Source organism: Paraburkholderia elongata (assembly GCF_013177735.1).
Taxonomy (GTDB): Bacteria; Pseudomonadota; Gammaproteobacteria; order Burkholderiales; family Burkholderiaceae; genus Paraburkholderia; species Paraburkholderia elongata.
Window position 1 is genome coordinate 1 of the sequence record NZ_WOEZ01000125.1, and the last position, 24,255, is coordinate 24,255.

Annotated in this window: 19 protein-coding genes; 12 read left to right on the top strand and 7 right to left on the bottom strand. The window is 60.0% G+C overall.

Annotated features, from left to right (window positions below):
* The 6 genes from GNZ13_RS23270 to gmtX all read left to right on the top strand — a co-directional run.
* Positions 1-646 (top strand): cytosine permease (locus GNZ13_RS23270; RefSeq protein WP_172168443.1); only part of this gene is annotated, 646 nt, incomplete at its 5' end.
* A 180-nt stretch (positions 647-826) separates the two neighbouring features.
* Positions 827-1,264, top strand: a complete 438-nt coding sequence (locus GNZ13_RS23275) for a VPA1267 family protein (protein WP_172168446.1) — start codon at positions 827-829, stop codon at positions 1,262-1,264.
* Positions 1,261-3,534: an ATP-dependent DNA helicase gene (locus GNZ13_RS23280; RefSeq protein ID WP_172168448.1), complete on the top strand. Its 2,274-nt coding sequence runs from the start codon at positions 1,261-1,263 to the stop codon at positions 3,532-3,534. Before GNZ13_RS23275 ends, GNZ13_RS23280 begins: the two co-directional genes overlap by 4 nt.
* Positions 3,531-5,024: a gamma-mobile-trio recombinase GmtY gene (gmtY, locus tag GNZ13_RS23285; RefSeq protein WP_172168450.1), complete on the top strand. Its 1,494-nt coding sequence runs from the start codon at positions 3,531-3,533 to the stop codon at positions 5,022-5,024. Before GNZ13_RS23280 ends, gmtY begins: the two co-directional genes overlap by 4 nt.
* 2 nt (positions 5,025-5,026) lie before the next feature.
* Complete coding sequence (gmtZ, locus tag GNZ13_RS23290) at positions 5,027-7,624, top strand: gamma-mobile-trio integrase GmtZ (protein WP_172168452.1); 2,598 nt, start codon at positions 5,027-5,029, stop codon at positions 7,622-7,624.
* Positions 7,611-8,276, top strand: coding sequence for a gamma-mobile-trio protein GmtX (gmtX, locus tag GNZ13_RS23295; protein ID WP_172168454.1), 666 nt, complete (start codon positions 7,611-7,613; stop codon positions 8,274-8,276). The genes gmtZ and gmtX overlap by 14 nt, the downstream gene beginning before the upstream one ends.
* 445 nt (positions 8,277-8,721) lie before the next feature.
* Here the strand turns inward: gmtX and speB are convergent, their stop codons facing one another.
* Positions 8,722-9,711 (bottom strand): agmatinase, encoded by a 990-nt coding sequence (gene speB / locus GNZ13_RS23300; RefSeq protein WP_172168456.1) that lies wholly within the window; start codon positions 9,709-9,711, stop codon positions 8,722-8,724.
* A gap of 169 nt (positions 9,712-9,880) precedes the next feature.
* Here speB and GNZ13_RS23305 point away from each other — a divergent pair, with 169 nt between their 5' ends.
* Positions 9,881-10,801, top strand: a complete 921-nt coding sequence (locus GNZ13_RS23305) for a LysR family transcriptional regulator (RefSeq protein WP_120298380.1) — start codon at positions 9,881-9,883, stop codon at positions 10,799-10,801.
* A 150-nt stretch (positions 10,802-10,951) separates the two neighbouring features.
* Here the strand turns inward: GNZ13_RS23305 and lolA are convergent, their stop codons facing one another.
* Together lolA and GNZ13_RS23315 are read right to left on the bottom strand one after the other, a co-directional pair.
* Positions 10,952-11,689, bottom strand: a complete 738-nt coding sequence (gene lolA / locus GNZ13_RS23310; RefSeq protein WP_172168457.1) for an outer membrane lipoprotein chaperone LolA — start codon at positions 11,687-11,689, stop codon at positions 10,952-10,954.
* 231 nt (positions 11,690-11,920) lie between these two features.
* Entirely contained in the window at positions 11,921-14,236 is a 2,316-nt protein-coding gene (locus GNZ13_RS23315; protein ID WP_172168458.1) for a DNA translocase FtsK, read from the bottom strand.
* Between the two features lie 347 nt (positions 14,237-14,583).
* Between GNZ13_RS23315 and trxB the strand changes: the two genes are divergently transcribed.
* The 3 genes from trxB to GNZ13_RS23330 all read left to right on the top strand — a co-directional run bounded on the left by trxB (position 14,584) and on the right by GNZ13_RS23330 (position 17,154).
* On the top strand, positions 14,584-15,582 hold the full coding sequence (trxB, locus tag GNZ13_RS23320; protein ID WP_172168459.1) for a thioredoxin-disulfide reductase: 999 nt from the start codon (positions 14,584-14,586) through the stop codon (positions 15,580-15,582).
* Between the two features lie 179 nt (positions 15,583-15,761).
* The gene (locus GNZ13_RS23325; RefSeq protein WP_172168460.1) at positions 15,762-16,520 is read left to right on the top strand and encodes a Smr/MutS family protein; all 759 of its coding nucleotides are present in this window, start codon (positions 15,762-15,764) and stop codon (positions 16,518-16,520) included.
* 13 nt (positions 16,521-16,533) lie between these two features.
* A complete protein-coding gene (locus GNZ13_RS23330; protein ID WP_172168501.1) occupies positions 16,534-17,154 on the top strand; it encodes a trimeric intracellular cation channel family protein in 621 nt (206 codons plus the stop codon).
* Positions 17,155-17,272: 118 nt separating this feature from the next.
* Here GNZ13_RS23330 and fliD read toward each other — a convergent pair whose 3' ends face one another.
* Complete coding sequence (fliD, locus tag GNZ13_RS23335; protein WP_172168461.1) at positions 17,273-18,784, bottom strand: flagellar filament capping protein FliD; 1,512 nt, start codon at positions 18,782-18,784, stop codon at positions 17,273-17,275.
* 367 nt (positions 18,785-19,151) lie between these two features.
* Between fliD and GNZ13_RS23340 the strand changes: the two genes are divergently transcribed.
* Positions 19,152-19,811, top strand: coding sequence for a glutathione S-transferase family protein (locus tag GNZ13_RS23340; protein ID WP_172168462.1), 660 nt, complete (start codon positions 19,152-19,154; stop codon positions 19,809-19,811).
* A gap of 112 nt (positions 19,812-19,923) precedes the next feature.
* A complete protein-coding gene (locus GNZ13_RS23345; protein WP_172168463.1) occupies positions 19,924-20,841 on the top strand; it encodes a LysR family transcriptional regulator in 918 nt (305 codons plus the stop codon).
* Positions 20,842-20,969: 128 nt separating this feature from the next.
* Here GNZ13_RS23345 and GNZ13_RS23350 read toward each other — a convergent pair whose 3' ends face one another.
* The 3 genes from GNZ13_RS23350 to GNZ13_RS23360 all read right to left on the bottom strand — a co-directional run bounded on the left by GNZ13_RS23350 (position 20,970) and on the right by GNZ13_RS23360 (position 24,069).
* On the bottom strand, positions 20,970-22,085 hold the full coding sequence (locus GNZ13_RS23350; protein ID WP_172168465.1) for an ABC transporter ATP-binding protein: 1,116 nt from the start codon (positions 22,083-22,085) through the stop codon (positions 20,970-20,972).
* A 195-nt stretch (positions 22,086-22,280) separates the two neighbouring features.
* Positions 22,281-23,138: a carbohydrate ABC transporter permease gene (locus GNZ13_RS23355; RefSeq protein WP_172168467.1), complete on the bottom strand. Its 858-nt coding sequence runs from the start codon at positions 23,136-23,138 to the stop codon at positions 22,281-22,283.
* Positions 23,128-24,069, bottom strand: a complete 942-nt coding sequence (locus GNZ13_RS23360; RefSeq protein WP_063495077.1) for a carbohydrate ABC transporter permease — start codon at positions 24,067-24,069, stop codon at positions 23,128-23,130. Before GNZ13_RS23360 ends, GNZ13_RS23355 begins: the two co-directional genes overlap by 11 nt.
* Between the last annotated feature and the right edge of the window lie 186 nt (positions 24,070-24,255).

Genomic DNA, 24,255 nt, shown 5'->3' on the forward strand with positions numbered 1-24,255 from the left:
GCTGATCGCCGACTACACGCGTTTCGGCCGACGCCCCGGCGAGACCTTCCGCGGCACGCTGCTCGGCTATGGCATCGCAAACATCTGGTTTTACGCGCTCGGCGCGATCTACGGTCTCGCGGCAGGCGGCGGCGATGCGCTGCTGACCGGCGCGCTGGCTCAAGCGGGCGGCGGCCTCGCCCTGCTGCTGATCCTGATCGACGAAGTGGACAACGCGTTCGCCGATATCCACTCGGCAGCAGTCTCAACCGGCACGTTCTGGACGCGCGGCAGCGTGCCGTTGTTGTCGGCGGCGTTTGGCGCGCTGTGCACGGCGATCGCCTTGCTCGTGCCGATGGCGAAGTATCAGAACTTCCTGCTGTTGATCGGCTCCGTGTTCGCGCCGCTGTTCGGCGTGGTGCTGGTGGATCACTTCATCGTGCGCAAGCGTCGCATTGAAGCCGCCGTGCTCGGCGATGTGCGCGGGCGTTATGGCTTCTCGGGCGGCTGGCATCTGAGCGCGTTCACGTCGTGGGCAATCGGGATCGCGTCGTATCAGGCGATCAATCAATGGCTGCCGGATCTTGGCGCGACGCTGCCCGCGTTGGCAATCGGCGCGGTGTGTTATCTGGCGCTGGTGTCGGCTCGGAAGACTGCATACGCTTGAGTCGCGTAAGTATCCCTGCAATATGGAAAAGGCCTGCAAATGTTATTTGGGGTAGTTTTGGCCTAATAATTAGTCGCATCTAAGCCCACTTGGACTTTCCAAGTGGGCTTTTTACCACATCTTGATTGACGTTCCTCGGGGTAATATAAATACTATTAACAAAACATTGGGGGCGACAGCATGGCGAGCGGCAAGCAAATCGCAGAGCAGAACTTCCAAATCTTCCAGACTTGGCTGGCAAGCAAGACAGACATGGACTTCCGGCAGATGGTCAGTCGCGGGGTTCTGTCACGAAAAGAAATGGCCAAAGAATGTGGATTCGCCAAGTCCGCCCTCGACCAAAACCCTCGCATCAAGGCAGCACTCAAGGCTGTTGAAGACGGTCTGCGACAGCGTGGCATTCTGCCAGCACTCGAAAAGAAACTGCCGATTGACGGAGCTGCCCCACCGATGCGCGAGGCCGGTCCGCAACGCGCCACGCGTGATGGCGAACGCCTGAAGCGGCTAGAGCAGGAAAACGCAAGCCTGCGCGCCGAGAACGACGAGCTCAAGCGCCAACTGGAAAGGTATGTCGTGCTCCAAGAGGCCCTGTCCCTGACCGGGAGGCTACCGCGATGAGTGAGCAGACGCTGCGGGTATCCACCATTCGTAGCCAAAATCCGCAAGGAAAGGGCGGCTGCATCTTTACCGGCGCGCCCATCGACGGACAAGGCAATGTCCTGGATGCGCGAGCCTACTACGTTGTTCGAGCATCGAATCGGGTTCTGGGCGGCACGTCTGTGCAGGTGGGGCAGTGGTGGCGAGTCGGCGGCGACCCCACGCATAATGCCATCATCGTCAACGGTTACCACCTGACCGAGTGGCAAATCACCGCTAGTGAGGCAGAACTGCTGCTCCCGTCAGGCGAGCACATCATTACGCTGATGGCGGAGAGCGCCGAATTCCAAGGCATCGGTTTGGTAAAGGCCCGTAAGCTCTGGGAGACGTTCGGCAGCGACTTGTACGACATTCTTGACCGGGGTGACGTCGTGTCCTTGGCTAAGATACTGACCGAAGATAGTGCACGGCAAGTCGTGTCGGCGTGGACGTTGTACGGCAACACGCGCGCCCTCCAGTGGCTACATGCCAAAGGGCTCGATCAAACGACCGGTCGTAAAGTTCTCGCATTCTTCGGGGCCGAGACACCAGAAAAGATTGAAGCGGACCCTTACCGTCTCTTGAGCTTCTGTGCAACGTGGCGACAGGTGGATAGCCTAGCCCGCCATCATTTCGGCATCGAAGAACACGATGCTCGCCGCGTCCAAGGGGCCATCGAAGAAAGCTGTTATCGCCTGTTCGGCGATGGCCATACGGTGGCTACGCGCTCCATGCTCGTAGAACGTCTAGCCACTGTGCTTGGGGAGCAGAATTCCACTTCTACCTGGCGCGACCGGATGTCGGACGCCCTGTCCAGAGGGTTGACGAACGGCAGCTATGTGATTGAGGCCGACGGCTGCCTCCGGCCCCTCGGGCCCTTTGTAATGGAAACCGAGGTGGCGCGCGCCATCGCAGACCGCCTACACCAAACGAACGCATCTCAATTGTTGTCCGACGGAGAGGTCCACACACTACTGTCGGCGTACGAGGTAAGTGAAGGCATCAGTCTCAATGACGAACAGCGCTCCGGCATATTGACGGCTGCGGCGAATGCGTTCGCGCTAATCACCGGTGGCGCGGGGGTCGGCAAAACGACGGTTCTGAAGGCCCTCTACGAAATCTACGACCGGGCTGGGGTTCACATCTATCAAATGGCGCTGGCCGGCCGTGCCGCAAAACGCATGCAGGAAGCGACCGCTCGCCCAGCTAGCACAATCGCCAGCTTCCTTCGAACTACACAGGCAGACTCGTTTGCTACGCCTTCTGTGGTTGTGGTGGACGAGGCCTCGATGGTCGACATCATTTCCATGAGCCGACTGTGTGGACTGCTCCCGAACCATGTTCGAATGTTGTTGGTTGGTGACCCAAATCAGTTGATGCCCGTCGGTCCCGGACTCGTCCTGCATGCTTTGACTGAAATGCCTAGGATTCCCAACGCTAAGCTCAAGGTCGTAAAGCGTTATGGTGGCGCGATTGCCGCAGCCGCGCACGCTATCCACGGCGGAGCCTGGCCCGATTTACCAGACATCGAATCAGCGCCTATCGCATTCATTCCGTGGACGGCTTCCAGTGGGCGACATGCATCTGAACCCGACGGCACACTCGCAGATGAAGTTCTAAGGCTGTACCTGCAAAGCCCAACCAATACTCAGATTCTTTCGTCCCGCCGCAATGGCATCGACGGAACCAATGGACTCAATGCCCTGTGCCAACTACGCCTTACGGCAAATTCTAGGCCTCTCCGCCTTTGGAGCAGCGAGTACGCTATGTATGTTCACACGGGCTTCCATCTGGGAGACCCCTTGCTCTGCACTCGCAACCTTTGGGAATGGGGTCTGCAGAATGGTTCGCTCGGGAAGCTAGCGCAGATTGAAGACGAACCACGCCTTATCCGGGACGATGACGGTACGGAGAAAGGATATGCCTTGGCATGGGTCGAATGGGATGACGGGGAACGCAGACCGATATTCGAAGGGATGCTCGATGACCTGGAACTCGGCTATGCAATCACCGTGCACAAGGCTCAGGGTTCGCAATGGGAACGCATCCTCATACCCATTACTGGCAATCGACTGCTCGACCGCACTTTAATCTACACAGCCGTCACGAGAGCCCAGTGGCAAGTAATTCTCGTTGGTGATGAGGCCGCCGCTAGGCGGGCCGTTGAAGCCGTGCCGAGGGCGCGCCATCGACGAGTGGCATTGGGCGCTACCGTGGCTGACCAGTTGGCTATCGCAGAGGGCACGACATGACTCACGTCCGTGTCCCCGCCCGGGTTGTGACCGACGACACCGGTATAAGAGCCGAGATTCCGGCGATTCTGGTCGAGGAAGGTGGCCAATGTATCGCGCTCGAACCAGTGGTGGACTACTTGCTTGCCAACTATCAGGCAAGGAGCCTCGCTTGGATGAACAAGCTGTGCCAAGTTGTGGAAATGCTTCTCGACTACGTGGCAGCGAATCATGCGTACTTTGACAAGCCCGAAGACTTGTTCGAAACGTTCACCCAACGAGTTTATACCGGCACCATTGGCGACGACGGTCGGGACCCAAGCAATCTCTACTGGTTCCCCAAACGCACGAAGACTGCCAAGCAACTATTAACCATGCTGAGCGAGTTCTCGGACTGGATGCACAAGAAATATGGTGCCATCCCCCTCAATCCGTGGCGCGAGGCTACTATCTTCGAGCAACGTCTGAACTGGGCTGCGTTTATCAACAAGTCACAACGCTCTTTTCTCGGGCACCTTGATAGCTACGCGGATGCAGCTGCGGCCGCCAAGCAGGCGCGCAATACACGCCAGCGTAGGGCACCAACGGGTGACCACGGGGAGACCAAGGCATTTCCCGACGACCGCTTTATGGAACTCTTGTTTGTGGGGTTTACTGTGCCCGGCAAGCAAGACAGCCCCGATATTGTCGAGCGTTACGATTGGCGTGGCATCTGTATCACAATACTTCTGCATTGGGGCGGTTTGCGTGTTTCGGAGCCATTTCACCTTTGGGTCGGTGATATTACGAGCGACCCGCTGAAGCCGGACGAAGCTTACGTCCGCGTCTACCATCCAATTGACGGCGCTGCTCCAAAAGATTTCCGAGGACCTGATGGACGGTACTTGCCTAATCGGGAGGCTTATCTTCAGGCTCGCTACCCGGGCTATCGCCCGCGCCACAGAGAGACAGGAAACCGCAAGTCCGGCTGGAAGAATCCGAAGCTAGATGATACGACGCAGAACTTTATGCACGTCCATTGGCTGCCAGCCGGTATTGGCGGCCGCCTTTTCATGCAAGCGTGGAAGCTATATATGTATCAGCGCATGCGTGCAAGGATTGGGGCAGACCGGCATCCATTTCTATTCGTGTCGTTCCGGAGCCTTCAGCACGGAGAACCTTACACGATAGACGCCTACCGGGATGCCCATGCTCGCGCGGTGCGCCGCATCGGCCTTACACCCGCGAAAATGAACGGTACGACCGAGCATGGCCATCGCCATGCATACGGTCAGCGCGCCAGGCGTGGCGCAGTTGACAACATCGTTACCCAGAAGGGCATGCATCACAAGTCCATCGAATCCCAAGCCGTTTACACCGAGCCGTCCATTTCGGAAGTTACTGCTGCGCTGGAAAAGGCGAATGAAACCCTGTCCTCCGGACAGTCGCTCCCAATGGTGCCAGACCTCGAGACCTTAGTGTCGGCAGTGAAGAAAAAGCAATCCGGAAATCTCACGAAGAAGGGCAGATAGCGATGACAAGCAATAACGACAAGGTCAAAATGAAAAGAATTCGCGGGGCCTCAAAAGATGCTGAGTGTCGCTACGCCACAGCGCTTGACCCGAAGCTAGAGCAATGGAGAGTCTTGGCAGCGGAGTGGCTCGCTACCATAAAGGAAGGAAAATCCCACGCGATGGCGGCTCTGAGAATATTCTTAGTCGACTATGTACATGAAGGGGGCCTGGACGTGGAGCCGGCAAACTTTCTCCGTCGGAATAACTCGGCTCCTTGCATCTACGAACGCTGCCTTTCCCGCTTTAAAACGAAACGTCAAATCGCCCTACATTTCACGAAAATATCCGACTTCATTGACTACGTTCTGAATAGTTATTTTTCGGTAGACGATGACGATGGCAATCGTGTAACTTCCCCTGCCTTCGGGAATCCAATTCCATCGCTTCCCGATGCGATGCATTCCAACCATGCAAGTGGAAAAAACGACGAGTCCAACAAGCTCGTTTTGCCTCATTATTTCATCACACGACTACGTCGACTGCTGTGCCCTGTCCAAGCGAAGAACTTCGCTGATTGGAGTTGGGCACAATCAGCGGAAGAGAGGACTGGTTGGTTTGTCGTGCCAGTCGACAACATAGATAAGACCGACCCAGACTGTGTCTGGCGGCAACGCGTGACGTCCGAGCACGAGCGAAGCACCCATGGCTATGGCGAATTGGTGTTTGAGATGTGGAGCCCCGCACGAGCGGTGGCGCTCTATCTGAAGCTGCAATTGCCCCTGCGAACGTTCCAAGTGCGCATGCTCGATAGCGGGGAGGCGGACACTCATCGCTACGTGAAGGGGGAATGGGTAAAAAACACAAGTCAGTTGGCGAAAGGGCATGTTAAAAATCCTTGGCGGCACGGTGTCTTCCGCCAGATGACAGATGACATCAAACATCGCCAAATGACGGGGTTGTTTATCAATACCAACAAGACCGCCGACAAGGGGAAGGACGAGTGGAGCAAAGGCTATTCGATTCCATGGGAGCACCCTGATGTGCTGTTTTGGCTAGAAAAACTCAGAGATTGGCAAGAAAAATACAATCCGATTTCGGCCCCGGTGGCGTGGACGGACCTCGAACGCAAGCACATCGGCAAGACAAAATCCGACGTGCAACTGAAAGCCATGGGCTCCACTTGCTTCTTGTTTCGTGATGCCGCTGCCCATGGCTCGGACAAAGCGAAGCCCGTTGCGGCACAATCCGTCCTTGACTCCCTTTGGTACAAGTTACTGGCCACTTTAGAGGAGCACTGCAAGGCGGAGCAGCTTCATGACCTAGCTGACAAACCCCTGATATTTGTAAGGAGAGACACTCTCTTAACGACCTATTACCCACTGCACGCGCTGCGGGTCTCGCTCATTACCGCATATGCGCTGGAAGGTGGTGTGCCCATGTCCATTCTGTCGAAATGCATCGCTGGGCACGCAAGACTGGTGATGACGCTCTACTACACGAAAGCTGGAATTACCTATTGCACTGAGACCATGGACGCGGCCACCAAGCGCCTGATGGTGGCTGAGCAGGAAAACTATGCGCGCTGGTTGAAGGACAAAACCTACCAGCAATTGGAAGCACACGGTGCGTACCACGACCCGGCCGCGATTTCCGCGATGATGCTGGCGATGCAGTGCGGGGCGAGCCTAACAAAGGACGACAAGGGTTTTTGCCCGAAGGGAGGATGGGGGTGCGACTCGGGTGGCGTGTACGTCAACGAGGATACCGGCACCGTGACGTACGGCGAGGTGCCGGGCTATCCCCAGAAGAACTGTCCGCGATGCCGCTGGTTTTTTACCGGTCCGGCCTTTCTCGATGGGCTGAACAACCACTGGAACAACATCCAGTTGCAAATGGGCGATGTCGGTGAGCGCATCGTGAAGTTGGAAGGCCAGATTACCGCGTTGGAGGACGAAGTATTCGAATGCCAAGAAAATGACCGACCGTTTCTGGAACAAGACAAGCTTAATACACTGCGTAAAATCCATCAGAGCGAGTATGAGAAGAACAACAAATATGCTGAAGACTCGAGCGCTACCTTTCGGCTCATAGCCAAGTGCACGGTATTGGCCACGAGTGGGTCACAAAGTGATGGCGTCCAGTTGGTTGCTGTTGGCGGCTCGCAGGATGTGCGCGTGGCTATCGACGAATGCGATAGATTGCGTCAAGTGCTCACCTCCGTCGCGGGCTCTACTGTGTACCCGGAGCACGACGTGAGTAAGGCCATCCTGCAAGCTGGCAAGGCCTTTGACATGATGTTGGCGCGTAATGGCAAGGAACCCATTCTGTTCCGCCTCCCGGACGACGAGCTTACTTCGGTGGTTCAACACATCACAAGGCTGCTCGCCGCTGAAGCCGGCAGCATCAAGGATGCTCTCCCCTTTGTTGAGGGCGCACGTCAGCTTGCGGAGCTTGGCTTGGACCTGAACATGGAACAATTGGCACACGAGATGGCAATGGGCCAGGTCGTGGAATTGGCAGAGACTCAACTGCTCGCAACTTCGATAAAGGTTCCTCGCTCTTTGCAGCATGCCGCGCCTGAGGGAACCATGGAGGCAGATGCCAATGTCACCGAATAAGCTAACCCCCGAGGATGTGCTGGCAGCGTTGAAGCGGGATGCCACCAATCGCACCCAACAATCACTGGAGCTTATTCATACCCTCTGCAAGGAGCAGTATGAAGCTGGCAACCTTGATTTCTCTGTCGCAACTATTGGTCGGCTATCGGCGGCACGCGGGGGGCCTTCCACCCAGGCAATCCGTAATGCGACGGGGGAGCATTATCGGGCTTTGCTGAAGGCCTGGGCCAACCATGTAGATGGCGCTTCCCGGAAGCCGGCCGTTAGACCAGAGCCCGGCGTGGCTGACGATGTGCTGGCCATGATACCGGACCCTTCGGTGCGTGCTGTCGTTGGGAGCTTCCTCGCCGAGAATCGCAAACTCAGGGCTGAGAACACGTTACTGAAAAGCCAAGCCCAAGTCGTGATTGACCGACGCCCAAGTTCCTCGATGTCGGCACCGACATCTCCGTCTGGTGTTCAAGTGCTACCAGCAATGAGTACGCTCTTGCCTTTGGAGGTGGAGGCGCTGCGGCATGCTATCTCTAAGGAGTTGCTCGACAAGATGGGCTGGAGCGTTGACGCGAAAACTGGCCGAGTGTCGAAGAACGAGCATGCCATCTTCAGAGCTGGGTTCGCCACCGCTATTAAGAAGGTCTTGAATGCGGTGTAGCTCCGTCTACGCGTCGGGCAGGTGGGAAGAAAGGTTCTAGAGCGGCGGGCAGTCAAGAGCACCGTGGAATAAATGGAAGGGGCCCACGCTTGCGTGGGAAGGATTCCGTTTATGCCGCGAAAGGCTCTTGACGGACCGGAGCGGCTCACGCTCATGGCTGCTGGGGGTGGGTTGGTTGTTGAACCCACCCCCGGCTGCCCAACGGCGAGTGCGGGGTTGCAGGAGCGAAGCCCACGAATCCGTTCACAAAGAAAAACCCCCACTCACATTCGCAAGCGGGGTTTGGAAATATTACGTGTAAATGTTACATATAACATTGCGAGACTGGCTAATTTACTCACTCACAGCGTAATAGTACGAGTTTTTCCCTGAATAACGTTTGCAGGCCTTTTCTCTTCATGCGTCATCAACCTTAATCAATTCAATCCACAGTTCAACTCGCCGTTCAACGCTTCGACGCCCGACACTCAACACCCGGCAACACGCACAGCAATTCAAACGCGAGATTCGCGCCGAGCAACGCGGTCGTGCCGAACGGATCGTACGGCGGCGCAACCTCAACCAGATCGCAGCCGACGATGTTCAACCCATGCGAGCCGCGAATGATTTCCAGCGCCTGCGGCACCGTCAAACCGGCGATTTCCGGTGTGCCGGTACCCGGTGCGAAGGCCGGATCGATACCGTCGATATCGAACGTGATGTACACCGGACCGTCGCCCATGCGTTCACGCACGCGCGCCATCAACGGCACGAGCGACTGGTTCCAGCACGCCTCGGCCTGCACGACTTCAAAGCCCTGATCGCGGCACCAGTCGAAATCTTCGGCCGCGTAACCCGTGCCGCGCAGACCGATCTGCACGACGCGGTCGCAGTCGAGCAAGCCCTCTTCCACCGCGCGGCGGAACGGCGTGCCGTGCGCGATCTTCTCGCCCATCATCGTGTCGTTCACGTCAGCGTGCGCATCCACGTGAATCAGACCGACCTTGCCGTGCTTGCGATGAATCGCGCGCAGGATCGGCAGCGCGATCGTGTGGTCACCGCCCAACGTGATCGGCTTGCAGTTGTGCTGGAGGATTTCGTCGTAGGCGGTTTCGATGCGCTTGATCGAATCGTGCAGGTTGTACGGATTGATTGCGACGTCGCCGAGATCGGCCACGCGCAGCGAATCGAACGGCGCAGCGCGCGTCGCCATGTTGTACGGGCGTAGCAGCACCGATTCGCTGCGGATCTGGCGCGGCCCGAAGCGCGCGCCGGTGCGGTTCGAGGTGCCGAGATCGAATGGCACGCCGACGAAGCAGGCGTCGAACCCTTCGGCCGAGCCGACGTTCGGCAGCCGCATCATCGTCGCAATGCCGCCGCAGCGGGGCATTGCGTTGCCGGACAGCGGTTGCGGCCGTTCACCGGCTTCGGGGGAAATGAAGGAGGAAGTATTCATCGTGTCTCGGCAATGAAAAGGGGGCAGTAAGCAAATTAGTGCAACCGGCCGAGGGATCAATAGAAAAGCGCACCTTGCCGGGCGAATCTCAATTCTTGAGCAGTTTCCCGCAAGTTAAAATACGAACAGAATAAACTTCACATTGATTCGTATCGATGTATCCTGACGTATGTTCTCTCAACTCACCGATCTAGACCTGCGGCTGATCCGCGTCTTCCTCGCCATCGTCGACGCCGGCGGTGTCTCGCCGGCCCAGGCCACGCTGAACGTCGGCCAGTCGACCATTAGCACGCAACTCGCCACGCTGGAAACACGCCTCGGCTACCGGCTGTGCGAGCGCGGCCGCGGCGGCTTCAGCCTGACCGCGCGCGGCGAGCAATTCATCGACGCGGCGCGTGCCCTGCTGTCCGCCGTCGATACCTTTGGCATGCAGGCGCGCAATGTCGGCCGCAAGCTGGTCGGCACGCTCGATATCGGCATGATCGGGCACACGCCGGTGTCGGCGAGCGCGCGTATCAGCGACGCGATCGGCAGGTTTCGGGCGCGCGATCAGTCGGTGCGGTTTTCGATTCTGGTGCGCTCGCCGGGCGAACTCGAAGAACTGCTGCTGAACGGTCGGATTCAGATCGGCATCGGCTATTTCTGGCATCGGGTGCCGTCGCTCGAATACACCGAGGTGTTCGCCGAAGATCAATTCGCGTATTGCGCGAAGGGGCATCCGCTGTTCGCTTCAGCCGGAGAGGTGTCACCCGCCGAAGCCGCAGCTCACGAATGGGCGTGGCGCAGCTATCCGCTCCCCGAAGCCGAAAGTTCGACCACGCCGCAGAACGTCACCGCCGTCGCCGACAACATGGAAGCGGTCGCGATGCTTGTGCTGTCAGGGCATCATCTCGGCTATCTGCCGGGGCATTTCGCGGCGCCGTTCGTCAAGCAGGGCTTGTTGGCCGCGCTGAATCCGGCACAGATGCGCTACCGCGTGGCGTTTCATATGGTCACGCGCGCGCGGCAGCATCGAACGGATATCGTTGAAGCGTTTATCGACGACATGAAGGCCGCGCATCCGGTGCAGGTGCTGGAAGTGGATGAATGAACGGCGCTTCTGCGCAACCGGTGCCATTTCTGGAAGCGGACGAATAGTGCGTCCCGCGCGCGCAAGCAGGCGGTCTGCAATCGATCCGCAATAAAAAAGACCGCGCCAGATGCGCGGCCTTCTGCCAATCGGCAAACTCCAACCGCCAGTTTAACCGTTGATCACATCCGCGCCCTTCGGCACCGTGAACTTGAACGCATCGGCCGGCAGCGGCGGGTTCTTCTGAATGTTCGAGAACGTCAGCAGCGTCACGTTGCCGAACACATCGTGCAGTTCCATTGCTTCAAGATTGCCGTCCTTGAAGCCGATACCGACACGCTGAAACTGCGTATCTTTCGCCTTGGGCGTCAGTTCGAGCCAGTCGATGCCGGCCTTCACACCTGCATCACGCAGCGTGAAGTTCTTGTCCAGATCGTTGCTGCCGAACAGGATCGCCGCGGGGCTCGCACCGAGTGCGCCGCCGAGGCTGCGCACCGTCACCTGGTTCAGATCCTTGTCATACACGTAGAGCTTGTCGCCGTCGGCTTGCAGCAGTTGCGCATAGGGCTTCTCGTATTGCCAGATGAACTTGCCCGGACGCGCAAAGGTGAACGTGCCGCTCGACGTACCGGTCTTGCCAGCCGTGGACAGCACGCCGCTCGCGCCGCTCGCACCCTGCGCCTTGCTCGGCGCGCGCACTTCCTGCTGCACAAAGGTACCGCGCGCGGAATGCACTTGCGCGACGAACGCCTTCAGTTGCTCGGTGCCGCTCGCGAATGCCTGCGACGCGACGAGCATCGACGCACCGATCGCCACACTGCCGACGCCACGAGCGATCGTGCGAGCGAGTTGGCCAAAACGGCTGGGTTGAGCACTCTGTCGAGCGTACTGCTGCGCGAATAGCTGCATGGTGTTTTCTCCCTTGATTGAATTTGTTGAGCGGTCATGGCGGCGAGCGTTGAGAGCAGCGGCCGGGTGACCGTGGCGGCTAGCTTGAACCGCGCAGCCAAGGAACGAGCCCTCAGCCGTGGGTCACAGCTTAAGCAAGAAGCCTTAAGCAGGACTTATACGCAGGACTTATGCTCAGGACTTATACACGGCGCTTTGCGGCAGGCTCGGTGGAATAGCCGTATGGATCGCCTATTCCGCTTCCCGCGCCGGCGCAAGAATCTCGCGATTGCCGTTCGACGACATCGCCGATACCACGCCCGAGTTCTCCATCTGCTCGAGCAGGCGCGCCGCACGGTTATAGCCGATGCGCAAATGCCGCTGCACCAGCGAGATCGACGCTCGGCGGTTCTTCAGCACCACGTCGACCGCCTGGTCGTATAGCGGGTCCGACTCACCGTCGCCCGAGCCGGCTCCCCCGGCGCCCGCAGAGCCTTCGTCGCCCTCACCCGTCACGCCGCCTTCGAGAATGCCCTCGATATAGTTCGGCTCGCCCTGCTCCTTGAGCTTGTCGACGACGCGATGCACTTCTTCGTCCGACACGAACGCGCCATGCACGCGCACCGGCAGGCCGCTGCCCGGCGGCAGGTACAGCATGTCGCCCATGCCCAGCAGCGATTCCGCACCTTGCTGATCGAGAATCGTGCGCGAGTCGATCTTCGACGACACCTGGAAGGCCATGCGCGTCGGCACGTTGGCCTTGATCAGGCCGGTGATCACGTCGACCGACGGACGCTGCGTCGCCAGAATCAGATGGATGCCGGCCGCGCGCGCCTTCTGCGCGATCCGCGCAATCAACTCTTCGACCTTCTTGCCGACCACCATCATCAGGTCGGCCAATTCGTCGATCACGACGACGATGTTCGGCAGGCGCGTGAGCGGTTCCGGATCGTCCGGCGTCAGGCTGAACGGATTCGGCAGCTTCTCTTCGCGCTTCGCGGCTTCGTCGATCTTGTTGTTGTAGCCGGCGAGGTTACGCACGCCAAGCTTGCTCATCAGCTTGTAGCGGCGCTCCATTTCGGCCACCGCCCAGTTCAGCGCGTGACCGGCCTGGCGCATGTCCGTCACGACCGGACACAGCAAATGCGGAATGCCCTCGTAGACGCTCATTTCGAGCATCTTCGGATCGATCAGGATCATGCGGACCTGGTCGGCGCTCGCCTTGTAGAGCAGCGACAGGATCATCGCGTTGATACCCACCGACTTGCCCGAACCGGTCGTACCGGCCACCAGCAAGTGCGGCATCTTCGCGAGGTCGGCGCACACGGGCTTGCCGCCGATGTCCTTGCCGAGGCCCATGGTGAGCGGCGACGCCGCATCCGCATAAACCGCCGAGCCGAGAATCTCGGAGAGACTCACGGTCTGACGGCGCTGGTTCGGTAACTCCAGCGCCATGAAATTCTTGCCCGGAATTGTCTCGACCACGCGAATCGACACCAGCGAAAGCGAACGCGCCAGGTCCTTCGCCAGACCGACGATCTGGCTGCCCTTCACGCCAGTAGCCGGCTCGATTTCGTAACGCGTGACGACCGGGCCCGGATACGCGGCCACCACGCTCACGTCGACACCGAAGTCCTTGAGCTTTTTCTCGATCAGGCGCGAGGTGAATTCGAGCGTGTCGGCGGAAATGGTTTCCTGCGCGACCGGCGCCGCGTCGAGCAGCGAGATCGGCGGCAAAGTGGAGTCGCCCGGCAGGTCCGTGAAGAGCGGCACTTGCCGCTCTTTCTCGACGCGCTCCGATTTGGCAGGCGTGACGACCGGCGGCACGATCATGACCGGCTCGTGTTCCTCGATCCGCACGCGGCCCTTTTCGACCTTGCCTTCGCGCTTGACGGCGGCGGCTTCGCCCAATTTACGGTCGCGGCCGGCCTCACGGCGCAACTTGGCGAACGTGACCGCCGAAATGATCGATTCGCCGACCTTTTCCGACACCGACAGCCACGAAAAACGGAAATACAGCGACAAACCGATGCCAAGCACGATCAGGAGCGCCAGGGTGCCGCCCGTGAAGCCCAGCGCATGCGAAATACCGCGCGCGACTGCTTCGCCGACCACGCCACCCGGCGCACGCGGCAATTGCACTTTCAGCGACCACATGCGCAGCGCTTCAATACCGTCGCAAGCGAGCAACACCAGCATGAACGCGAACGCGTCCGCGAGCCAGCCGGCATCGCGCGGCGCGTCTTCCTGCAGTTCCTCGTGACGGGTGATACGGCGGTAATTGGCGGAGATATGGCGGCCGAGCAGCACGATCCACCAGTAGGCTGATAGCCCGAACAGCAGCAGCAGGATGTCGGACGTCCACGCGCCGACCCTGCCCGCCCAGTTGGCGATGCGGTCGACCTGGGCGGCATGCGTCCAGCTCGGATCGTGCCGGCTGTAGCTGACGAGCGCCATGAGCATGAACACGCCGAGCGCGACCTGCAAGATCCAGCGGATTTCGGTGAAAAGGCGCGACATGCGGTGCGGCAATGCCTGCGCGCTCGCGGAATAGGGAGCTTTTGCCATTGATCCTGTTGCTTATGTGGCCGATTTGCTGCCAGAGTCGCGGCCCGAAGCGGCGCTTAAGGCGGCTCCAGACCCGGTCCCGGCTGCCGGGTCCATCGATGCGGCCTATTGTAAACGCAGTGCCTCACGCGAGGCTGTAAATGACGGTAACTTAGCCGATTGTTAGCCGATCGGCCTCACGAAAGGCTGCCGGGACCCGTGGCAACGCTATCGCCGCGATCAGAAAGCTTCATGGAGCAGGCCGGCGTGCCGCCCTTTATAATGCCGCTCTGATACCCATCTATAGTTTCAGCTCAAGTCGCGCGGCCTCGCATGGGCGAGCCGGGCGCCGTAAAAGGATTTCGATCATGCCCGCAACTTCCACGAAACACGCCAAGGTTCTGATTCTCGGTTCCGGTCCCGCCGGCTACACGGCAGCGGTCTACGCGGCACGCGCCAACCTGTCGCCGGTGCTCGTCACGGGTCTGGCCCAAGGCGGCCAGCTGATGACCACGACCGACGTCGAAAACTGGCCGGCTGACGGCAACGGCGTGCAAGGCCCGGAGTTGATGCAGCGCTTCCTGGAGCACGCCGAGCGCTTCAACACCGAAATCATTTTCGATCACATCCATACGGCCAAGCTGGATGAGAAGCCGATTCGCCTGATCGGCGATTCGGGCGAATACACCTGCGACTCGCTGATCATCTCGACCGGCGCATCGGCGCAGTATCTCGGCCTGCCATCCGAAGAATTGTTCATGGGCAAAGGCGTGTCTGCTTGCGCCACCTGCGACGGTTTCTTCTACAAGCAACAACATGTGGCCGTGATCGGCGGCGGCAATACCGCGGTCGAGGAAGCCCTCTATCTTGCCGGCATCGCCAAGAAAGTGACGGTGATCCATCGCCGCGACAAGTTCCGTGCCGAACCGATCCTGATCGACCGTCTGCTGGCGAAGGAAAAGGAAGGCGTGGTCGAGATCAAGTGGAACAGCACGCTCGACGAAGTAACGGGCGACCAATCCGGCGTGACCGGCCTGCGTATCAAGAACACGAAAAACGGCGAAACCACGGACATCGCGCTGCAAGGCATCTTCGTCGCGATCGGCCACAAGCCGAACACGGACATTTTCGAAGGCCAAGTGGAGATGAAGAACGGCTACATCATCACCAAGGGCGGCCTGAACGGTTTCGCAACAGCAACCAGCGTGCCGGGCGTGTTCGCGGCGGGCGACGTGCAGGATCACATCTATCGTCAGGCAATCACCAGCGCGGGCACGGGCTGTATGGCCGCGCTCGACGCGCAGCGTTATCTGGAAACCATCGACGGGATCGGCGAGCACGTGATGAGCGCCGAAGCCGAGCGCTGATCTGCAACCTCATCTGCAACCTCATCGCAACATTAAGCGCAACGGTAAAATGGCGGTAGGGCGTGGCCCGGCCGCCTGCTTTTGAAAAGGCCGCGGCTGAGAAGCTGGCGGCCTTTTTTGCGTCTTGGCGCGTGTTGTTTGCGTCGCGCGATCGATCTACTTTTCTGTGTATTACCGATATGCCGAAGAATCAGCCCCACCCTAGCGAACCGAAGCGCGCCCGCGCCGTTGCGAGGCCCGAGCCCGAGGCGGCCGCACCCGTCGCCACACCGAAGATCGAACCGGCCGCGGGTCTAGCCGGCCTCGGCGCGTTGCGCGATGCGTTAAAGGGCGACACGCAACGGCGTGAACGCGAACGCGCGGCAGCAGCGGCAGCGCAGCGCGAAGCCTCGGCGGACGCCGATCTGTTTCGCCGCGAAATCGGCGCGGTTGCACCGCTGGCGGTCCCGCCGCGCGCCAGCTTGGCGCGCAATCCCCCGTCGCCGCTGCCGGTGCAAACCAAACTGGACGAAGAGGCCGTGCTGCACGAAGCGATCTCTGACGAGTTCGATCCCGAGATCCTGCTCGAAACCGACGAAACGCTCTCCTATTGCCGGCCCGGCATAAGCCAGGAGGTCGTGCGAAAACTGCGGCGTGGCGATTGGATCGTGCAGGCGCAAATCGATCTGCACGGCATGCGTCGCGAGGAAGCGCGCGAGGCGTTGGCCGAGTTCATTCGTGAGTCGGTGAAACGTGGCCTGCGATGTTTGCGCGTGATTCACGGCAAGGGCCTCGGGTCGATCGGTAAAGAACCTGTATTGAAGGGCAAAGTGCGCGCGTGGCTCGTACAGAAGTCCGAGGTGATCGCGTTCTGCCAGGCACGTCCGCATGACGGCGGCGCGGGTGCGGTGGTCGTACTGTTGCAGCCGGGCGCATCGCCGGCTTCCCCCAAGTCCTGACGGAGTCCCGGTGATCCATCCGAGGCTGACGCTGGCGCTGACCATCATGGAAGCGCTGGCTCTTTTCGCGTACGCGATTTCCGGGTTTATCGAAGCCAGAACCCGACGGCTCGATGCGGTGGGGACCTTCCTCGTGGCAATTGCGACGGCCTTCGGCGGCGGTACGTTGCGCGACGTGCTGCTTGAGCGGCGGCCCTTCTACTGGGTCGAACATCAGGCTTATCTGATCGTGATCTTCGTGATGTCCTTGTTTGCGCCGACGCTATTGAAGATGACCTCGCGCCTGCTCTCCGAGCGGGTCTTGCTGGTGGCCGATGCCGTGGGACTCGGCTTGTTCAGCATTTCCGGCACGTCGATCGCGCACGACGCGCAAATGCCGTGGTTCACGTCGGTGATGATGGGCGTGTTGACAGGCGTATTCGGCGGCGTGATTCGCGACGTGCTGTGCAACGAGGTGCCGCTGATTTTGCGCGATTCGCGGCCGTATGCGACATGCGCTTTTGTGGGGTGTTGGCTGTACGTGCTGCTGGACTACGTGAACGTCGATACGGTGTACAGCGTGTTGATCGCCACCGCCTTCATCCTGCTCGCGAGGCTGGTGACATTCAGGTTCAACGTCCGCCTGCCTCATTAAGCTTGCTTCACTGAGTTTGCTTCACTGAGTTTGCCTCACTGAGCCCGCTTCACCAAACTTGCCTCATTAAAGAAAAGCGCGCCGCCCGGAACGAGGCTGCGCGCGCTTTGAAGCAGCCTTACTTGTTGGTAGCCAACGCGCCCGCGCTCTTCGAGCCGCCAAACAGCGCTGTCAGGTACTGGGAATTGTTGTTCATCGTCGCCATCAGTGTGTTGAGCGCCGTGAACTGGTTCTGGTACTGCTTCGTCAACTGCGCGCTGTAATTGGCGAGCGTGGTCTGCTGCGTTGTGATGCTCTTCAGGTCGGTATTCAGTGCCGTGCTGCGGGTGTCGATGATGCCGCCCGTCTTCACGAAATCCGTAATGCTCTTATTCAACTTGGCGCCGGTGCCGTTGGTCGAGTTGAACAACGTGGCGACCTGCGCCGGGCTGCTGGTGAGCGACGTACCCAGCTTCTTGCTGTCGATGACCAGCGTGCCGTCCGCCGGATCGCCCTTCAGCGCAATGCCGATCGAAGCGAGGCCGACAGTTGAAGTTCCCGAGCCGACGCCACCGCCGACGATCGACGCCAACGTATTCTTGATCGTCGTCAGCGTCGAATCGCCGAGCAGCGCGCCACCGGTCTTCGACGACTTGTCGTACGAGGACAGCGAGTTGATGGTCGTGACGACGGTGTTGTAGAGATTGGCGAAGTTGGTGATGGCCGTGTTCTGCGCGCTCGTGTCCGGCGCAATCGTCAGCGTCTGCGTGGTACCGACCGCGGCGCTCGACAGATTCAGCGTGACGCCGGAAATCGCCGACGTGACGGCGTTCGTGGAACTGCTCGCCGCGATCCCGCCGATGGTGAACTGCGCGTCGTGAGCGGCTTCGCTTTGCCGCCAGGCTTTGTTGGTATCCGAGGACACGATCGTGGACGCCGCGCCGTTCGCGCCGGGCGTGGACGTCACGCCGAGACTCGACAGGCCTGTGTCGTTCTGGACGTTGCTGGTGGACACGTCGATCGTGTTGGCCGCGCCGGTGGTGGTCGAGCGCAGCACCAGGTGTGCGCCGCCCGTGCCGGTCACGATCGTGGCCGTGACGCCCGGATTGTTGCCCGCTTTGTTGATAGCGCTGGCAATACCGCTCAACGTGTTGTTGGTGCTGTCGATCGTGACATCCATCGACTTGCCGCCGACCGCAATGGTCAACTTGCCAGTGCCCAGCTGGGCGGTGGCGCCGAACGCTGCCGACGACAAACTCTGCGACGCAGCGATTTGTGTGACGTCGATCGAGTAGCTGCCGGCGACCGCGCCGGGACCGGCCTTCGGGTCCATGCCTTTGCCGCTCGCGGTGGCCCCGAAGGTCGACAGGGTGGTGCCGTCCGAGAGACTCTTGATCGCCGCCTGCAAGGCATTCAACGCGGAACTCAGGGCGCCGTAGGCGGACAGGACGGTGGTATCGCTCGTCAGCTTGGCCTTTAGCGCCGCCGTTTGGCCGGCCGTCTTCGCATTCACGAGGGCCGACACCAGCGACGCCACGTCCATCGCCGAGTTGCCCGTGGAGCCGCTGATAATCGATTGCGCCGCTTGCTGCACCTGACTCTGCGCATTAGCGGTCGCGCTATTCACAGACGTAGTGGTGATCGTTGACATGCAAAGGCTCCGTGCGTCGAGTTATTCGTTATTTATTGCGCGACGCCCTGGTGGTCATTCTTATTACGGCGGCAAACCGGCTACGTCACGTTCACATCGGTTTTCTTACAAATTTTTCAAATGTTACACGATATTTCTTGAAAGTTTGTGACGTTTTGTCGTACCAAATCGCGGCGTATAAGCTTTTGTCGCGTCAGGTCTTCACCGAAAGTGGGTGAACATCCGTCTTCCGCTAAAATTTTCGCGGCTGTCGTGAGGCTGTCGCGCGGTTGTCGATTTCCTCCGCTGTCGTTCGTCGTCAGGTAAACGGCCCCTCCCGGCCGTCATCGCGCCACAGCGCTCCTCGCAACCGCCACAGGTGACCCCGATGACCCTGAAGCTCTATGCCCACCCCTTCTCCTCTTACTGCCAGAAGGTGCTGACCGCGCTTTACGAAAACGGCACGCCGTTCGAACTGCGCCTCCTGTCGCACGACGACTCGCAGGTCATGACGGAGTTCGCCGCGCTCTGGCCGATCAAGCGCTTTCCTGTGCTGGTCGACGGTAGCCGGACCGTGACGGAGGCGAGCATCATCATCGAATATCTCGGCTTGTATCACCCGGGACCGGCACCGCTCCTGCCGGCCGACGCCCGCGCCGCACTGGAAGTGCGCAGCATGGATCGCTTCTTCGACAACTACATCTCCACGCCGCAGCAAAAAATCGTGTACGACAGCCTGCGCGCCGAGCCGGAGCGTGATCCGCGCGCCGTGGCCGAAGCCCGCGACATGCTCGACACCGCCTACATCTGGCTCGACACGGTGATGGCCGGGCGCGAATGGGCGGCCGGCGATACGTTCAGCCTCGCCGATTGCGGCGCGGGGCCGTTCCTGTTCTATGCCGACTGGACGCATCGCATCGGCCCGGCTTTTGAGCACGTGCTCGCCTACCGCAAGCGGCTGCTGGCCCGGCCATCGTTCGCACGCGCGGTCGACGAAGCACGCCCGTATCGCCCGCTGTTCCCGCTCGGCGCGCCCGACCGGGATTGATCGTACGAACCCGGCACAGACTCGACATAGCCTCACAACAACGCCAACACTATTTCCAAGCGATACACTTCACTTCGAAACCCACTTCAGCCCATCACTCAAAAGGCAAAACATGGACCGTTTCGAAGCGATGGAGATATTTACGCGTGTGGTCGAAGCGAACAGCTTCACCAAAGTATCCGAATCGCTCGACCTGCCACGCGCCAAAGTGAGCCGCACCATTCAGGCTCTGGAAGAGCACGTCGGCGTGCGGCTCCTGAACCGTTCGACGCGGCAGGTCAGCGTCACCGACGACGGCGCGCTCTTCTACGAGCGTTGCGTGCGAATCCTCGCGGAAGTCACCGATGCCGAATCGTCGCTGTCGAACAAGCGCGAACATCCGAGCGGCACGATTCGCGTCGATACGTCCGGCACGCTCGCCCGTGCGCTGCTGCTTCCCGCGCTCGACGATTTCTACCGGCAATACCCCGAGATCGACGTGCGGCTCGGGCTGGCGGATCGCAATATCGATCTGATTCAGGACGCGGTGGATTGCGTGATCCGCATGGGCACGCCGGAGGAGTCGAGTCTTGTCGCTCGGCGCATCGGCGAGGCGCGGATTGTGACCTGCGCGTCGCCCGCCTATCTGGAGAAATACGGCACGCCCACCACGCTCGACGAGCTCAGCGAGCATCGCGCGGTCAACTACATTTCGGCGCGCAGCGGCAAGACCTTTCCGTTCGAGTACGAAGTGGACGGCGAGATCGTCAAGGTCACGCTAAAGAGCGTGCTCGCGGTGAACGACGGCTCCGTCTACATCGGCGCGAGCGCGCTCGGTCACGGCATCATCCAGCCGTCGCGCTTCATGGTCGCCGATCTGATCGCGCAAGGCGCGCTCAAGGAAATCCTCACGTCCTACACGAGCCCTAGCACGCCGCTGTCGATCTTGTACGCGCATCGCCGTAATCTGAGTTCACGGCTTCGCGCATTCACCGAGTGGGTCACCGAACTGGCGCGAAACAATCCGGATCTGCGCATCGCAGACGCTTGACGTCACGGCGCAGGGGCACCAGGTTCGGCGCCCGGTGCAAACAGCACCTGTCAAACGAAGAAAGGCCCCATGCGTCTCACAACGCATGGGGCCTTCTTCAACTCGAATCGCTCAGCGAATAACCCGCCTCAGGCAATCCGCTCTTCATTGGACGGATCGAACAACACCGCCTTCGAAGCGTCGAACAACAATGTCGTAGTCGACAGGGGCTTCGGATTCGAAGCCGGGTGCACACGGCTCACAATGCGCTTGCCGTTCACCTGCGCGAACACCAGCGTGTCCGGACCGGTCGGCTCGATCACGTCGACATTCACGTCGATCGACTGCAGCTTCGCGTGGTCACCATGCGCACCGCGTGCGTCCGTGATCCGCTCAGGGCGCAGGCCGAGAATCACTTCGCGCCCGATGTGCGACTTCACCTTCGCCGAGTCGAACGGCAGGGTCAACACATTGCGCGCCGTGCCCGTATCCAGTTCGATGCCGACGCCCGAACCCTGCTCCACCAGCTTGCCCTGAATGAAGTTCATCGGCGGCGCGCCGATGAAACCGGCCACGAACAGATTCGCCGGCGAGTCGTAGATCTCTTGCGGCGCACCGAACTGCTGGACGATGCCGTCTTTCATCACCGCGATGCGGTCGCCGAGCGTCATCGCTTCGATCTGATCGTGCGTCACATAAACGATCGTCGTGCCGAGGCGCTGATGCAGCAGCTTGATTTCCGAACGCATCTCGATACGCAGTTTCGCGTCGAGGTTCGAAAGCGGTTCGTCGAACAGGAACATCACCGGATCGCGCGCGAGCGCACGGCCCATGGCCACGCGCTGACGCTGACCGCCGGAAAGCTGACCCGGCTTGCGGTCCAGCAAGTGCGTGATCTGCAGCGTGTTCGACACGCGGTCGACGATCTGCGCCTGCTCCTGCTTCGGCACCTTGCGGATACCCAGGCCGAACGAGATGTTCTCGCGCACCGTCATCGACGGATACAGCGCGTACGACTGGAACACCATCGCGATGTCGCGATCTTTCGGCGAGAGGTTGTTGACCGTCTTGCCGTCGATCTGAATCTCGCCCTTGGTCACGGTTTCGAGGCCGGCGATCATGTTGAGCAGCGTCGACTTACCGCAGCCCGAGCCGCCCACGAGAATCAGGAACTGGCCGTCTTCGATGTCGATGTTGACACCCTTCAGAACCGGCACCCCGTTCGGGTAAGTCTTGTACACGTCACGGATGGAAAGGCTTGCCATGCTGTGAATCCTCTTGTCTCTGGTACTGCTTGAAAGCGCCCCCAAACCTGGCACTTCGCGCCAGGCCCCCCCGAGGGGGGCTGAGAAAACTTGGGGCGGCCCGGCGTTTTCTCAGGAACGTCTTGTCGGATGACGGCGGCGTTTCTTGCACTTAGTGCGTGTTGTGCAGGAAGCGCCGCCGCGATGCGTAGGTGTTTAGCCCTTGACTGCGCCCGCCGTCAGACCGCGCACGAAATAGCGGCCGGCGACGATGTAGACCAGCAGCGTCGGCAAGGCGGCGATGATCGCACCGGCCATGTCCACGTTGTATTCCTTCACGCCGGTCGAGGTGTTCACGAGGTTGTTCAGCGCCACCGTGATCGGCATCGAATCGACGCCGGAGAACACAATCCCGAACAGGAAGTCATTCCAGATCTGCGTGAATTGCCAGATCAGGCACACCATGAAAATCGGCAGCGAAACAGGCATCAGAATCTTCGTGAAGATCGTGAAGAAACCGGCACCGTCGATCCGCGCGGCCTTCACGAGTTCAGCCGGAATGCTCACGTAGAAGTTGCGGAAGAACATCGTGGTGAAGGCGATACCGTAGATCACGTGCACCACCACCAGACCGGTTATCGAATTCGACAGGCCGAGGAAGCCTTCGAAACGCGCCATCGGCAGCAGGATCGCCTGGAACGGAATGAAGCAGCCGACCAGGATCATCGTGAAGATCGGATCCGCACCGCGGAAACGCCAGTGCGTGAGCACATAACCGTTGAACGCGCCGATGATCGACGAGATCAGCACGGCCGGAATCACCATTCGCACCGAGTTCATGAAGAACGGCTGCATACCGTCGCAGCGCACCCCGGTACATGCACCGCTCCATGCCTTGATCCATGGGTCGATGGTCCAGTGAGTCGGCGGCGTGAGCAGGTTGCCGGAGCGCAGCTGGTCGATGTCCTTGAACGACGTGGACAGCATCACGTAGAGCGGAAACAGGAAATACAGGGCGAACAAAATCAAGGCCGCATAAATGACGGCACGGCTGATCGTCATCTTAGGCTGCATTGCGGGTGCTCCTCGATTCCAGGTACATCAGCGGCACGAGCACGGCCACAACGGTAGCGAGCATCATCATCGACGATGCCGCGCCGACGCCCAGCTGCCCGCGATTGAACGAAAACGTGTACATGAAAATAGCCGGCAGCGATGAAGACGTACCCGGACCGCCCGCGGTCAACGCGACGACCAGGTCGAAGGTCTTGATCGTGATGTGGCAGAGAATCAGCAGCACGGAGAAGAACACTGGGCGCATGCTCGGAATCACGATCTTGCGATAGATGGTGGGCAAGCCGGCGCCGTCCATCTGCGCGGCCTTGAAGATTTCACCGTCGACACCGCGCAAGCCCGCGAGGAACAGCGCCATCACGAAGCCAGTGGATTGCCACACCGCTGCGATTACGACGCAGAAAATCGCCTTGTCGGGGTCGCCGAGCCAACTGAACGAGAAGCTCGTCCAGCCCCAGTCGTGGAACACCTTCTCGAGGCCGACGCTCGGCGTCATGATCCATTGCCATGCCGTACCCGTCACGATGAACGAAAGCGCCATCGGGTACAGGAACACGGCGCGCAGCGCGCCTTCATTGCGGATCTGCTGATCGAGCAGGATCGCGAGGAACAGGCCGAGGCCGATACAGATACCGATAAACGGAATGCCGAACCAGCCGAGGTTGGCAGCCGAGGTCCAGAACACATCGTTATCGAACAGTTCGCGATAACGATCGAGACCGACAAATTCATAACGTGGCATCAGTCGCGAATTCGACAGCGACAGAAAGCCGGTAATAGCGATGAAGCCATACACGAAGATCAAGCTGATCACGACGCTGGGCGCGAGCACCAGCTTCGGAATCCAGCGATCGGCAAGGGCCGCCATCGGCGACGTGCGGCGGGTCACGGAAGCCGTGGTTTTCCCGTTTCCGCTGATAGAAGCAGTCACTACTCGACTCCTGCTGAAACTGTACCGCCGGGGCGCTCACGCATGGAAAACGCGACGCCGGAGCGGCATAGGTGTGACTCGATGAAACCAGGGGCGAAGCCTCTCGCCCTAAGCAACGCAACGGCTGCAAGCTATCTGAAGCGCGCGCCCGGCGCCCACGAAGGGAACCGCCAGGCGCACCACTTC